Raw genomic sequence first — 13,807 nt, 5'->3', positions numbered from 1 at the left:
GGCAATTATCTGATATCAATACCCAGGGATCGGGGAAGAATAAGACACACTAATTGCGCTTACTATGATGGTAAATAATTGCTCATACCCTACTTACTGTTCTTTACCACTAAACAATTAAATATTAAATCATATATTTTAATTCACAAACTTATAACATAATTTATATTAAATCAAATTTAATTTGTTTTAGCGGGGATGAGATCGCTCTAACGAGATGATTAACAAAAATTTAGGGGCTCACTGCGATATAGAGGGGGGTGTCATTATGTTAAAAGTTAAAATAAGCCTAGATTTGCACAAAACTTTATTTAATGTCTACAATTGCGAAATCCAACATCGACTTTAGCCTTCCCTACAAGGTAAAAGATATGTCACTTGCGGCCTGGGGTCGTAAAGAGATAGAGCTGGCAGAAGCCGAAATGCCCGGTCTGATGTCATTGAGAGAAGAATATGGTGATAAAAAACCGCTGAAAGGCGCTCGTATTGCCGGTTGTCTGCACATGACCATCCAGACTGCCGTACTGATCGAAACCCTGGTACACCTGGGTGCGGAAGTACGCTGGAGCTCCTGCAATATCTTCTCTACACAAGATCACGCTGCTGCTGCTGTAGCCGCTGCCGGTGTGCCTGTTTTTGCCTGGAAAGGCCTGAACGAACAGGACTTTGACTGGTGCATTGAACAGACCCTGTTCTTCGGTAGCGTTGACCGTCCGTTGAACATGATCCTGGACGACGGTGGTGACCTGACCAACATGGTATTCGACAAATACACTGAACTGATCCAGCATATCAAAGGCCTGAGCGAAGAAACCACTACCGGTGTTCACCGCCTGTACGAGCGCATGAAAAACGGTACTTTGCCAATGCCTGCCATCAATATCAACGACTCTGTTACCAAATCCAAATTTGACAACAAATATGGTTGCCGCGAATCCTGCGTAGACGCTATCCGTCGCGCTACTGACGTGATGATCGCCGGTAAAGTGGCGGTTGTTGCTGGTTTCGGTGACGTAGGTAAAGGTTCTGCTGAATCCCTGAGAGGTGCAGGCGCCCGTGTAATCGTTACCGAAATCGATCCGATCTGTGCTTTACAGGCTGCGATGGAAGGTTATGAAGTGAAAAAAATGAACGATGCCGTAAAAGAAGCTGACATCATCGTAACCACCACCGGTTGCCGCGATATCATCAACGGCGAACACTTCAAACTGATGAAGGATAAATGCATCGTTTCCAATATCGGTCACTTCGATATCGAAATCGATGTGGCATGGCTGAACAAAAACTACGGTCATACCAAAGTGGAAATCAAACCTCAGGTAGATAAATACACCATCGATGGTAAAGACATCATCCTGCTGGCTGAAGGCCGTCTGGTGAACCTGGGCTGCGCTACAGGACACCCTTCCTTCGTTATGAGTAACTCTTTCACCAACCAGACACTGGCTCAACTGGAACTGTGGCTGAATTCAGACAAGTACGAAAACAAAGTTTACGTACTGCCTAAACACCTGGATGAAAAAGTTGCCCGCTTACACCTGAAAAAAATCGGTGTGGAACTGGACGTACTCACTGCTGCTCAATCCGAATACCTCGGCATTCCTGCAGAAGGTCCGTTCAAACCAGACTACTACAGATACTAGTCGATTTTCAATTACGAATTACGGATTACGAATTACGAATTACGAATTGAAAAAAGCAAAGACCTGAGCGAATATACATTTGCTCAGGTCTTTTTATTTGCAGCTATTATTTATGCACACTGTGATAAAACCGCTCTCCCTTCGTAATTCGTAACCCGTAATTCGTAATTGATTAGTACTTTTGTAGCATGACAAAGCTGAGCGTAAATATCAACAAGTTTGCTACCCTGCGCAATGCACGGGGCGGCAACCTTCCGGACATTCTTAAAGTGGCACAGGATTGCGAACGGTTCGGCGCTGACGGTATTACCGTCCACCCCCGCCCGGACGAGCGTCATATCCGCTACCAGGACGTAAGAGACCTTAAACCCCTTGTCACGACCGAATTTAATATCGAAGGATACCCTTCCAGAGATTTCATGGACCTTGTACTGGCCGTAAAACCTCATCAGTGCACCCTGGTACCGGACCCGCCAGATGCGATCACCTCCAACACCGGCTGGGACACCATCCAACACCAATCCCAACTGAAGGAAGTGATCAGTGAGCTGAAAAATGCCGGTATCCGCGTTTCTATATTCCTCAACGCCGAACCCGATAAGGTGGAAGGCGCCAAAACAGCCGGTGCCGACCGCATCGAACTGTATACCGGCCCTTACGCGGAAGAATATACGAAAGCACGTACACAGCCGCAGAACCTCCAGCTATTCAACGACTATAAAAACACGGCCCGCGAAGCCACCAATATCGGACTGGAACTGAATGCCGGCCATGACCTGAACCTGGACAATCTCCGCTTCTTCAAACTGCATATACCGCAACTGAAAGAAGTGTCTATCGGTCATGCCCTCGTGGCAGATGCCCTGTATTATGGCCTCGAAAACACCATTCAACTCTATAAAAGACAACTCGCCGACCACTAATTAATTTCCCAGGGCTGAAGCCCCGGGCTACGTTGTGTTCAGTTGTCTCCCATGAGATACTAAAATAAAAGCCCATAAATCCCGTAGCTTGATGCTATCAGATTTATGGGCTTTTCTATTGATAATTGAACCATGATCGGATTTGAATTCCAAACGTCGCCCAGGGCTTCAGCCCCGGGGCCAAAATATTAAAGCCATTCCGCTGAGAGGAATGGCTTTAAGAACCCTTAAAACAATCAACATGATGCTCATACCGGGGTCACAACAAAACCGATATGAACTTTTAAAAAATTGCTGCCAGGAATGGCAACAAAATGACTTTATAGTAAAACTAAAATAAGTCTGTTTTTATAAAAACGGAGCCGGCAGTTCCAACCAGTAGTCACTGCCTTTCCCGCCCTACTTCTTTAATAACGCTATTTCCAGCACTTGGTTCATTTCTCTTACATAATGAAACTTCATGCCTTTGATATATGAAGGATTTATTTCTTTTATATCCTTCTCATTCTGCCAACATAAGATGATTTCCTTGATACCTGCCCTTTTGGCGGCCAGAATTTTTTCTTTCAGACCACCCACCGGCAGCACCTGTCCCCTCAGGGTAATCTCTCCGCTCATGGCCAGATATGATCTTACCTTACGCCCGGTGAATAACGAAGTCAGCGCCGTCAGCATGGTAATACCGGCACTGGGACCGTCTTTCGGCACGGCGCCTTCCGGTATATGCACGTGCACATTCTTCGTATGGAAGATTTTCGGGTCCAGCTTCAACTCAGCAGCATGGGACTGAATATAGGTCAGCGCAGTAACTGCCGATTCTTTCATCACATTCCCCAGGTTACCGGTCAACTTCAGTTCTCCTTTGCCCTCACTCAGGCTGCTTTCGATAAACAGGATCTCTCCGCCCACATATGTCCACGCAAGCCCCACGGCTACGCCCGGAGGGTTGCCTACCTTATAGATCTCGTTGGAATAGCGGGGTCTCCCCAGTATCCGCTCTACATCTGCATCGGTGATATTTTCAGGCACCTTACGCTCCATGGCCACTTCTTTGGCCAGGTTACGCATGATCGCCGCGAAAAGCCTGTCCAGCTCCCTCACACCGCTTTCGCGGGTGTAGTCCGCGATGATATGTTCAATGACACCGTTGCCCAGTTTGAACTTGATATCCTGCAGACCGTGCGCCTCTTTCTGTTTGGGCAGCAGGTGGCGTTTGGCGATCTCGGTTTTTTCCTCGATAGAATAACCGCTCAGGTCAATGATCTCCAGCCTGTCGCGCAGCGCAGGATGAATAGCACTGATATTGTTGGCAGTAGCAATGAATAACACCTTGCTCAGGTCAAATTCCAGCTCCAGGTAGTTATCATAGAAAGTGCTGTTCTGCTCAGGGTCCAGCACCTCCAGCAGCGCTGAACTTGGATCGCCACGCAGGTCGTTGCCGATCTTGTCAATTTCATCGAGGATCATGACAGGATTGGCAGACTTGATTTTGCGGATAGATTGTATCACCCGGCCAGGCATGGCACCGATATAGGTTTTACGGTGGCCTCTGATCTCACTTTCATCATGCAAACCGCCGAGGCTCAACCGCACGTACTTACGGCCAACCGCATTGGCAATAGAACGGCCCAGAGAGGTTTTACCGATACCCGGAGGTCCAACGAAACACAGAATAGGTGATTTCATATCTCCTTTCAGTTTCAGTACGGCCAGGTATTCCAGTATTCTCTCCTTGATTTTCTCCATGCCATAATGGTCATGGTCCAGTATTTTCTTCGCCTTTTTCAGGTCGTAGCTGTCAGTGGTGAATTCGCCCCAGGGCAGGTCCAGCATCAGGTCGAGGTGGTTGTACACCACGCTGTAGTCCGGTGTGCTGGGATGCATACGTTCCAGTTTCTCGATGCCTTTGGCGAAGGCTTCCGCAGCGGCTGCCGACCATTTCTTCTCTTCCGCTTTGCGCTTCATTTCTTTCAGCTCACGGTCGTTGGCGTCGCCACCCAGTTCTTCCTTGATGGACTTCATCTGCTGTTGCAGGAAGTAATCCCGCTGCTGCTTATCGAGGTCCGCCTTGGTCTTATTGGTGATTTTATTTTTCAGTTCCGCCAGCTGCAGTTCTGTCTGCAATAGTTTCATCAACAACTCAGCGCGGGTACGCAGGTTGTTGATTTCCAGCAGTTGCTGTTTGTCTTTCAGGTCGGAGTTGAGATTGGATGACACAAAATGCACCAGGAAGGACGCATTTTCAATGTTTTTGAGGATAATGCTCGCCTCCGAAGGCAGATTGGGAGACAGCTGGATGATCTGTCCTGCCAGGTCCTTGATAGAGGAGATATAGGCCTCGAATTCGGAGTCATCATCCGCGGCTTCATCCTGCAACAGCTCTACCTGGGCTTTGAAGTATGGATCTTCCGAAACAATCTCTTTTATTTTGAAGCGCTTGCGGCCCTGAATAATGATGGTGGTGCCGCCGTCCGGCATTTTGATCAGCTTAACGATGCGGGCCACGGTGCCCACCTCGCTCAGATCGGCCACATTGGGATCTTCGATGGTACTGTCTTTCTGTGCCACCACGCCGATCAATTTGTCAGCCTTGTATGCGTCGTTAACTGCCTTTATGGATTTATCCCTTCCCACGGTGATCGGTAAAACCACACCGGGAAACAGGACGGTATTGCGCAATGGTAATAATGCCAGTTGATCAGGAATATTATCTTCCTCCTGACCTTCCCCGTCTTCATTCAAAGGGATAATAGGCATAAACTCCATTTCATCTTCCGAATTTCCTAAGTAAAATCTGTTCATCTGAGATATTTAATGCCCGGAGGACATTCTGGCAGAAAATGCTGCTGAAGCCTCCGTTTTTTTATGCACATCTACCTTGTCAAGTTTGGTGCCAAGTGACGAGTTGTCACTTTCACGCAAAGGAGCAAAGCAGCAAAGACGCAAAGAAAATAAACAGAAAAAAGAAAGCAAAGGAGCGAAGACCAGCTGTGATCTCCGCTCCTTTGCTTAAATGTTCTTTGCGTCTTTGCTGCTTTGCGTCTTTGCGTGATTACAGGGTCACACCTACGCCCAGCTGAATGCTCTGGTTTTTCCAGTTGCTGGTGTTGGTTACGCTGTTAAGACCTTTTACGTCATTGAAGCCAATGATGTAACGGGCGCTGACATTCACGATAGGCAGCTGCAGCCACAGGCCGGCCACACCGGAAATCTCGCCGCCTTTAAAGGCAGTATTGGCAGCACCAAAAACTTTTCTGTCGCTCACCATAGCGCCAAACTGAGGACCTACCTGCAGTTTGAGACGGGGAGTTCCCAGGTCGATATTTGCGAGCAAGGGAATGCTCAGGTAGTTCAGGTTTATTTTTTTACGGTTGTCGGAAGTGCTTACGCCTTCGTAGATATCTTTGAAATTATCAGTGGTTTCTGTTTTTGTAGAAGAGAAGATCACTTCACCCTGCACACCAAAACCTTTTACCAGGTTTAACTGTGCGAAACCACCCAGGTGGTAGCCTAATTTAAATCCATCCTGAAATCCGGAACCATCCAATTTTCCAAGGTTGGCGCCACCCTTAATACCGAAGCGCAGTAATTTTTGCGCACTAACAGTGGTGGTAACAGCGGTCATTGCAAGCATTGCAACGGCGAGAAACAGTTTTTTCATAATTGTATTGTTGTTAGTAATGGTTAAAATTATAGACGCCCGAACAGTAAAATACCCCTACTTTATCAGGGAGATTCCCTAAATACAAATTCCGTGCTATTTGTTAAAGAAATCAGAAACTGTAAGACAGACGGGCGGTGAAATAGCCCATCAGCTGCGTATCCGGGCCGGTTAACGGCTTAAAGATGGTGAAGGAAGGAGAAAAAGTAAAATGGTTGAACAGGTAAGAAGTATTGATGGTGCAATCGAGGGCACGTGGCTCAAAATCAGTATGATCTTCGTAATTCAGCACTTTGCCCGGACGAACTTTATCCAGTTTCATTTTAGAGGAGCGCGTCAGGTAACGGAAAGCCGCCAGCTGACTGTAATAATTAGCTGTGCCTAATGTCAGCGACAGAGAAGGTTGTAACAGCAAGGCATCACGGGAACAAAGCAATCCATCGAAAATAAAAGGATGTCTCACCGTGGCAATCACATTAAAATCACTGCCGGTCACATGCTCTCTCAGCCGCGGCGTGTTGTTGGTATAGTTCCCCCAGCCGTAATCCACGCTGACGCCCATATGCAGCCACCATTTACGGTAATAAAAATAGGAGAACAATTCATTGGTGATGGGAGTGGCCGGAACATCTGTGGAGTCGGCAAAAAGGTAACGGGTATACGAAATGCCGGTGATGAAGTTCCTTTTCTTCGTATAGTCATAACCGGCAGTGAAGTCCCATTCGAACCAGTGATTTTTGTCGGTATCCAACAGGTAATAACCGCTGGCGCCCGCGAACAGGCCGCTTTTGTGATACCAGGTCAGCGACGGGGAAAGGTAAGCCTTCATCACGATAGGCTGCTCCAGGTTGACCGTTTTACTGCCATAAGCAGGATTGTTGCCATAACTCAGCGCCGCCACTACTTCACTCTTCTGTTGTTTGCTCAACAGTGAATCCAACTGTCTTTCGAGATCCGCCAGGGACTGGCCCTCAGCGAAAACACTGCAAAACAGTAGCAGACATGTCAGGAATACGCGCATTGAAAAGGAGATACAGCCCACAATATAGCATATTTTGACATTCGCCCATTTGGATATTCGGTGACCGGGCTATTTATGGCGATGAGTGCTTCCAGGCCGCTGGTGGCCGGAAAAAACGGCCTGATTTCCAATACTTCCTGATTAAACTGACCGGGCCTTACACGAGATCTATCACCGTGATTTCCGGCAATACGCCTACCCTGCCCGGATAACCGAGGAAACCGAAGCCTCTGTTGACATACAGGCGTTGTTCACCAGCTTTGTACAGCCCAGCCCATTCCTTGTAGAAGTATTGTGCCGGGCTCCATTTGAGGCCCGGTATTTCCACCCCGAACTGCATACCATGGGTATGGCCGGCGAGGGTGAGGTCAATGTCCGGATATTCAGGACGGATTTGGGCATCCCAGTGGGTGGGATCATGCGACATGAGTATTTTGAAGGGGATGTGGTTCACCCCGTCATACGCCCGGCGGAGGTCGCCATGGCGGGGGAAACGTTTGATCGCGCTCCAGTTCTCTACTCCGAGCAGGGCGATCTGGCCACCGTCTTTTTCCAGCACTACGCTTTCGTTCATCATCAGCTTCCAGCCCAGCTCACCGTGCACCGCTTTCAGGCGTTCCAGGTTTTTCTGTTGCATTTCGCTGTGACCGGCGGGCGTTTTATCCGGCCAGGGGTAATAATCGCCGTAGTCGTGGTTGCCCAGCGTAGAGTATACGCCCATCGGGGCTTTGATCTGGCTAAACACTTCCATCCATTGGGTCATTTCATCCGCGCGGTCGTTGACCAGATCGCCGGTAAACAGGATCAGGTCTGCTTTCTGGGCGTTGATCATCGCAACGCCCTTGGCTACCGCTTCGTGGTTGGCGAAGCTGCCGGAATGGATGTCCGAGATCTGTACAATACGCAGCCCCCTGAAAGAAGCAGGCAGATTTTTGAATGCCAGTTTGAGTTTATGGACGCGGTAGTTGTATTTATTGGAGAAGCCGTACAACAGGGTGCCGAACAGGCTGCCGCCGGCAATGAGGCCAAGGCGGCTCAGGAACTGCGAGCGGGAGATACCATTTACGGCGCCTTCTGCCGCAGCGGTGCTTTGGGCCGGGGAAAAACGGTGTATCAGCCATACGATGCCACGGCGGACATCATCTATCAGCAGGAATACCACCGCCAGCAGTTTGGCTACCACCAGTCCCAGGAAGATGGCCATCAGGTAGGACTTCAGCTGGGCCGGCCAGCTATGCCAATGAATGTAGGGCAGCAACAGGACCATGATAATGCAGACAGCAGACACCGACCAATAGGCCACGTAGGCGATGGTCCGTACCCGGGGCAGCGACATGTATACCATGGCTCTTACCGCCTGAAACACGTAGAGGTCCAACAAAAGAAGAAAAACGACTAATATAATAGAATTCAGTCCCGGTCGCATTACAAATATTTAATATAAAATATAACAGAAAGGCAAATTAACACAAGTTATCCGTCAGAAAAAGTTAAAACGGGTAGCCGGCAGCTATGCAGACGAATAACAAACGGATAAATTGCCCGGTTTTAAATTAAATCCCGAAACCGGGGTTTGTCCATGCATTTATATTAATTATATATTAAATATCACCTATCTCGGTATTCGTCCTCATCAGGACACTTTGTGAATAAATAAATATACTACAGCGCCGGAATTGTTGCTAATCGTTGTATTTTTGTCCGATTCAGGTAACTTGTAACATTTAATTACCCGGTTAGTGATTTTTTGGGCGAAAGCTTAAATTCATCATTAATAACCGGTAATTCGTTTTTTTTACCTAAAATTGAGACCATGAGATACACCAATTACGGTCATTCCTGCTTTGCAGTGGAGATAAAAGGCAAGCGGATACTTTTTGACCCGTTCATTACGCACAATGAGCTGGCCAGCAAGGTAGACGTGCAGGCCATACAGGCGGATTATATTTTTGTTTCCCATGGTCATGAGGACCATGTGGCAGACCTGATTTCGCTGGCGAAGCAGACTGGTGCCATGGTGGTGTCCAATTTTGAGATTATTACCTGGGCGGGCAAGCAGGGGTTGACCAAGCTGCACCCGATGAATACCGGCGGCAAGTGGAAGTTTGATTTTGGTACTGTGAAGTGTGTGGTGGCGCAGCATTCCAGCGGTTTGCCGGACGGCACTTACGGTGGCAATCCGATGGGATTTGTATTTATCACGGACGAAGGCAATTTTTATTACAGTGGTGATACGGCGCTGACCATGGACATGGAGCTGATTCCGGGTATTACCGAACTGGATTTTGCCGTGTTACCGATTGGTGATAATTTCACCATGGGCCCGGAAGATGCCATTGCCGCGGCCGAAATGATTGAATGTGAAAAAATAATCGGCATCCACTACGACACCTTCGGGTATATCAGGATAGACAAGAAGGAAGTCATGCAGCTGTTTGATGAAGCTGGTGTGGAGCTGCTGCTGCCTGAAATAGGCAGTACCATAGAGGTTTGAGGAAGAGGCGATCTTGCTATTTAATCCTTTATCCTATAAATGAACCTTTGAATTTTTAAATTACACAATGGCTAGAGTAATCGCAATCGCTAATCAGAAAGGTGGGGTAGGAAAAACAACCAGTGCAATCAACCTGGCAAGCAGCCTGGCTGTGCTGGAATTCAAAACATTGCTGGTAGATGCTGATCCCCAGGCAAACAGCACCACAGGACTGGGCTTTGACCTGCGTAATGTGCAGCAGAGCCTGTACGACTGTATGGTAAACGATGTTCAGGCCAGAGATGTGATACTGGAATCTGATACGCCCAACCTGAGAGTATTGCCTTCCCATATAGACCTGGTAGGTGCAGAGCTGGAACTGATCAATCATCCCAGCCGTGAGCGGGTGATGAAGCAGGTGGTAGACGCGGTAAAGGATGATTACGATTTTGTGATCGTAGACTGTTCCCCTTCTTTGGGATTGATCACGGTGAACGCCCTGGTGGCGTCCAACGCGGTGATTATCCCCGTACAATGTGAATTTTTTGCACTGGAAGGTCTGGGCAAATTGCTCAATACCATCAAGATCGTTCAGAGCAGACTGAATACAGACCTGGAAATTGAAGGTATCCTGATGACCATGTACGATGGTCGTCTGCGCCTCAGCAACCAGGTGGTGGACGAAGTGAAGCAGCATTTTGAGGAGAGCGTATTCAACACCATCATCCATCGTAATACCAAACTGGGTGAAGCGCCCAGCTTTGGTAAGTCCGTTATTATGTACGATGCAGCCAGCACCGGTGCCATCAATTACCTGAACCTGGCCAAGGAAATACTGCAGAAGCATAACTACACGAAAATTAAATCCAAAGACAAAATCTTAAAATGAGCAATCCAAGTAAGAAAGAGGCGTTGGGGAAAGGTATCCGCTCGCTGCTCCAGAACATAGACACTGACCTGAAGCACACTGCCGGCGCCCTGGGCGATAACGCGGTAGCTACTGCTACAGGTATTGAGCGTATTGCGCTGGAACAGATCGTGACCAATCCGAAGCAACCGCGTCGTGACTTTGATGAGGTTGCCCTTCAGGAACTTAGCCAGTCTATCAAGCTGCATGACATCATCCAGCCGATCACGGTGGCCAAGATCAGTAACAAAAAATTCCAGCTGATTGCCGGTGAACGCCGCCTGCGCGCCAGCAAAATGGCCGGCCTGAAAGACATCCCGGCATATGTACGGCAAGCCAATGACCAGGAACTGCTGGAACTGGCGCTGCTGGAGAACCTGCAACGGGAAAACCTGAATGCGATCGAGGTTGGATTGAGCTACAAGCGGTTGATGGAAGAATGTTCCCTGACACAGGAACAGGTGGCCGACCGTATGGGCAAGGAAAGAAGCACTGTCACCAACTATATCCGCCTGCTCAAACTGCCACCTGATATCCAGGTAGCGGTACGCAACGGACAGCTGAGCATGGGCCATGCCCGTGTGCTCACCGGCGTGGAAAATGTGGAGAACCAACTGTTCCTCTACAACGAAATCCTGCAAAACGGCCTGTCTGTAAGACAAACGGAAGACCTGGCCCGCAAGATCAACCAGGCTGATAAAGGTAACCAGCAGAAAGCGGCGAAAGTTAAACTGCCGCCCGCTTTCCAGAAAATACAGGACAACCTCAGCTCCCACTTCTCTACTAAAGTGAAGCTGGAGAGAGGCAAGAATGGCAAAGGAAGCATTATGATTGAATTCTATTCAGACGATGAGCTGAATAGCATCCTGGAAAAAATAGATTTATAAGGTGGCTAAGAAGGCTGGAAGATTATTCCGTTTATTTCGTCGTCATGTACTGGTATGCCTGGCATTACTGGTATTGGCGCCTGTACTGAAAGGGCAGGACACTACCCGTCGTGCTGCCCATACCATCGATACGTTGCCTTATCCGGTAAAAGATACCACGAGAAGCACTGAGCTGACCGATACTACGGCGTCTATCAAACTGGCGCCACGTGCACCGCACAGCCCGCGTAAAGCGGCGCTGTATTCCGCGATACTGCCGGGGCTCGGACAGGCCTACAACCACGAATACTGGAAAATGCCACTGGTATACGCCGCCATCGGTACCTGTACCTACTTCTTCGTATGGAATATGGACAACTACCGTAAATACCGTGATGCCTACCGGCTGTCGGTAGATGGCAATCCGGACACCAAAGTGTCGGACCCGCTGCTGGCCAACATGTCATCACAGTATCTGAAATCGTATCGTGACTACTACCGTCAGAATATTGACTATTCCGTACTGTTCTTTGTACTGGCTTATACGCTTAATATCGCCGATGCCACCGTATTTGCGCATTTACGTAACTGGGACATGTCTGACGATCTCAGTATGCGGGTATCTCCGGCCATTATCAACAATCAGGGTTTAGGCATCAGCGTTAAACTCGCCATCGGCGGTGGCCGTAAAAACCATAAGTCTGCCTGGCTGGCAGGTCGTTAACCAGCACATCATCAACTAAAAAATATCAGCAAGGGTCATGAAAATAGCACTAATCGGATATGGTAAAATGGGTAAGGCGATCGATGCCATTGCCACTGCCAAAGGTCATGAGGTAATTCTGAGAATAGATCACGATGCCCAGCATCTGCTGGAAAGGGAGCATCTCGGACAGGCAGATGTGGCCATTGAATTCACCACCCCCGAAACAGCTTACCATAACATACAAAAGTGCTTTGAAGCCAATGTACCCGTTGTTAGTGGCACCACCGGCTGGCTGGAGAAGCTGCCGGAAGTGAATGCACAATGCGAAAAAGGCCATCACGCCTTTTTACATGCCACCAACTTCAGCATCGGCGTCAATATCTTTTTTGAAGTCAACAAGAAACTGGCAGCCCTGATGGCTATTCAGCCGCAATACAACGTATGGATGGAAGAAATCCACCATACCCAGAAAAAGGACGCTCCCAGCGGGACCGCCATCACACTGGCTGAACAGCTGCTGGCTTCCGTTGACCGGAAAAAAGGCTGGGTCAATGAAGAAACACAGCAGGCTGACATGCTGTCTATCATTTCCAAAAGAATAGACCCCGCACCGGGCACCCATACCATTCATTACTCCTCTCCGATCGACGATATCACGATCACGCATACCGCACATTCCCGCGAAGGCTTTGCTGCCGGTGCCGTTGTGGCAGCGGAATGGCTGAAAGGTAAGACAGGCGTGTTCACCATGAGAGACGTGCTGAACCTGTAGAGGTTGTATAATGAACTGAAAATCAATTATTATTTATTCCTGTCACGCTCCACGTAGGCTGCCGAAACATAAAACTCAAAAGAAGAGCTTATATTTGTTACGTCAAAAATGTTCATTGCAGCACCGATAGCGTCATCCCCAGGGATGCAAATAAGTCAGTATGTTATCTAAAAAAACACAATACGCATTTCACGCACTCATTCATCTGGCAGAAAATGTTGATAAAGGGCCTATCCTGATCTCCGAGATCGCACAGGAGAAGAATATCTCTATCAAGTTCCTGGAAAACATCCTGCTGGAGCTGAAAAATGCCGGTATTCTGGGCAGTAAGAAAGGGAAAGGCGGCGGATATTATCTGATGCGTCCTCCGAAAGAGATTGCACTGGCCAAGATCATCCGGCTGCTGGACGGCCCCATCGCACTGTTACCCTGCGTAAGCCTCAACTACTATGAGCGCTGCGAGAACTGTCGCGATGAAGCGGTATGCGGCCTGAATGAAGTGATGAGCAAAGTAAGGGACGCCACCCTGAAACTGCTGGAGACAAAAACATTAAAAGATATTCTTACCCGCAACGCATAACCAGCGCAGCGAGCAAATTATCCGGCCGGCACGAGTTATTTCGTGCCGGCATTTTTTTTCCCAGGGCTAAAGCCCTGGGCTACGATGGTTGTTCAAATTCTTTTTATGAGGAGAATGTTAGTAGTGGAGACACCTATTAATTTTTAAAGCCAGCGGTAATATTGGGAGGCCAGAGGCCCACAGATATCCATCCCGGATCAATACACCTGGAAGCAATTCTCGCAATAATCGCATTCCTATCGGCCGAAGGCCATT

At 48.4% G+C, this 13,807-nt stretch carries 12 protein-coding genes; 8 read left to right on the top strand and 4 right to left on the bottom strand.

Annotated elements, in window-relative coordinates; genetic code table 11:
- The first annotated feature begins 314 nt into the window (after positions 1-314).
- Both ahcY and ICL55_RS27175 read left to right on the top strand, forming a co-directional pair.
- Positions 315-1,643 carry an adenosylhomocysteinase gene (gene ahcY, locus ICL55_RS27180; protein WP_188103537.1) on the top strand — a complete coding sequence of 443 codons (1,329 nt, stop codon included), beginning with the start codon at positions 315-317 and terminating at the stop codon, positions 1,641-1,643.
- A gap of 188 nt (positions 1,644-1,831) precedes the next feature.
- The gene (locus ICL55_RS27175) at positions 1,832-2,566 is read left to right on the top strand and encodes a pyridoxine 5'-phosphate synthase (protein WP_188103535.1); all 735 of its coding nucleotides are present in this window, start codon (positions 1,832-1,834) and stop codon (positions 2,564-2,566) included.
- Positions 2,567-2,965: 399 nt separating this feature from the next.
- Here the strand turns inward: ICL55_RS27175 and lon are convergent, their stop codons facing one another.
- The 4 genes from lon to ICL55_RS27155 form a co-directional block, all read right to left on the bottom strand.
- Positions 2,966-5,368 carry an endopeptidase La gene (lon, locus tag ICL55_RS27170; RefSeq protein WP_188103533.1) on the bottom strand — a complete coding sequence of 801 codons (2,403 nt, stop codon included), beginning with the start codon at positions 5,366-5,368 and terminating at the stop codon, positions 2,966-2,968.
- Positions 5,369-5,618: 250 nt separating this feature from the next.
- The gene (locus tag ICL55_RS27165) at positions 5,619-6,227 is read right to left on the bottom strand and encodes a porin family protein (RefSeq protein WP_188103531.1); all 609 of its coding nucleotides are present in this window, start codon (positions 6,225-6,227) and stop codon (positions 5,619-5,621) included.
- Between the two features lie 112 nt (positions 6,228-6,339).
- Entirely contained in the window at positions 6,340-7,248 is a 909-nt protein-coding gene (locus ICL55_RS27160; protein ID WP_188103529.1) for a hypothetical protein, read from the bottom strand.
- 157 nt (positions 7,249-7,405) lie between these two features.
- Positions 7,406-8,674: a metallophosphoesterase gene (locus ICL55_RS27155; protein WP_188103527.1), complete on the bottom strand. Its 1,269-nt coding sequence runs from the start codon at positions 8,672-8,674 to the stop codon at positions 7,406-7,408.
- A gap of 387 nt (positions 8,675-9,061) precedes the next feature.
- On the opposite strand from ICL55_RS27155, the gene ICL55_RS27150 reads away from it, so the two are divergent.
- The 6 genes from ICL55_RS27150 to ICL55_RS27125 all read left to right on the top strand — a co-directional run bounded on the left by ICL55_RS27150 (position 9,062) and on the right by ICL55_RS27125 (position 13,552).
- Entirely contained in the window at positions 9,062-9,742 is a 681-nt protein-coding gene (locus tag ICL55_RS27150) for a metal-dependent hydrolase (RefSeq protein WP_188103525.1), read from the top strand.
- Positions 9,743-9,809: 67 nt separating this feature from the next.
- Positions 9,810-10,610: a ParA family protein gene (locus tag ICL55_RS27145; RefSeq protein WP_188103523.1), complete on the top strand. Its 801-nt coding sequence runs from the start codon at positions 9,810-9,812 to the stop codon at positions 10,608-10,610.
- On the top strand, positions 10,607-11,515 hold the full coding sequence (locus ICL55_RS27140; protein WP_188103521.1) for a ParB/RepB/Spo0J family partition protein: 909 nt from the start codon (positions 10,607-10,609) through the stop codon (positions 11,513-11,515). The genes ICL55_RS27145 and ICL55_RS27140 overlap by 4 nt, the downstream gene beginning before the upstream one ends.
- A 1-nt stretch (position 11,516) precedes the next feature.
- Positions 11,517-12,218 (top strand): DUF5683 domain-containing protein, encoded by a 702-nt coding sequence (locus ICL55_RS27135; RefSeq protein ID WP_188103519.1) that lies wholly within the window; start codon positions 11,517-11,519, stop codon positions 12,216-12,218.
- A gap of 37 nt (positions 12,219-12,255) precedes the next feature.
- Positions 12,256-12,972: a 4-hydroxy-tetrahydrodipicolinate reductase gene (gene dapB, locus ICL55_RS27130; RefSeq protein ID WP_188103517.1), complete on the top strand. Its 717-nt coding sequence runs from the start codon at positions 12,256-12,258 to the stop codon at positions 12,970-12,972.
- Between the two features lie 160 nt (positions 12,973-13,132).
- On the top strand, positions 13,133-13,552 hold the full coding sequence (locus ICL55_RS27125) for an RrF2 family transcriptional regulator (RefSeq protein ID WP_078672022.1): 420 nt from the start codon (positions 13,133-13,135) through the stop codon (positions 13,550-13,552).
- Positions 13,553-13,807: the final 255 nt, after the last annotated feature.

It is taken from the genome of Chitinophaga varians, assembly GCF_014529945.1.
In the GTDB taxonomy this organism is placed as follows: Bacteria; Bacteroidota; Bacteroidia; order Chitinophagales; family Chitinophagaceae; genus Chitinophaga; species Chitinophaga varians.
This window is presented reverse-complemented; position numbering and strand designations above follow the sequence as displayed.

Excerpts from the sequence above, each read along its gene's own strand:
- ICL55_RS27150 (WP_188103525.1), top strand. The coding sequence starts at position 9,062 with ATGAGATACACCAATTACGGTCATTCCTGCTTTGCAGTGGAGATAAAA.
- ICL55_RS27140 (WP_188103521.1), top strand. The coding sequence starts at position 10,607 with ATGAGCAATCCAAGTAAGAAAGAGGCGTTGGGGAAAGGTATCCGCTCG.
- ahcY (WP_188103537.1), top strand. The coding sequence starts at position 315 with ATGTCTACAATTGCGAAATCCAACATCGACTTTAGCCTTCCCTACAAG.
- ICL55_RS27155 (WP_188103527.1), bottom strand. The coding sequence starts at position 8,674 with ATGCGACCGGGACTGAATTCTATTATATTAGTCGTTTTTCTTCTTTTG.
- ICL55_RS27175 (WP_188103535.1), top strand. The coding sequence starts at position 1,832 with ATGACAAAGCTGAGCGTAAATATCAACAAGTTTGCTACCCTGCGCAAT.
- ICL55_RS27125 (WP_078672022.1), top strand. The coding sequence starts at position 13,133 with ATGTTATCTAAAAAAACACAATACGCATTTCACGCACTCATTCATCTG.
- dapB (WP_188103517.1), top strand. The coding sequence starts at position 12,256 with ATGAAAATAGCACTAATCGGATATGGTAAAATGGGTAAGGCGATCGAT.
- lon (WP_188103533.1), bottom strand. The coding sequence starts at position 5,368 with ATGAACAGATTTTACTTAGGAAATTCGGAAGATGAAATGGAGTTTATG.
- ICL55_RS27160 (WP_188103529.1), bottom strand. The coding sequence starts at position 7,248 with ATGCGCGTATTCCTGACATGTCTGCTACTGTTTTGCAGTGTTTTCGCT.
- ICL55_RS27145 (WP_188103523.1), top strand. The coding sequence starts at position 9,810 with ATGGCTAGAGTAATCGCAATCGCTAATCAGAAAGGTGGGGTAGGAAAA.
- ICL55_RS27165 (WP_188103531.1), bottom strand. The coding sequence starts at position 6,227 with ATGAAAAAACTGTTTCTCGCCGTTGCAATGCTTGCAATGACCGCTGTT.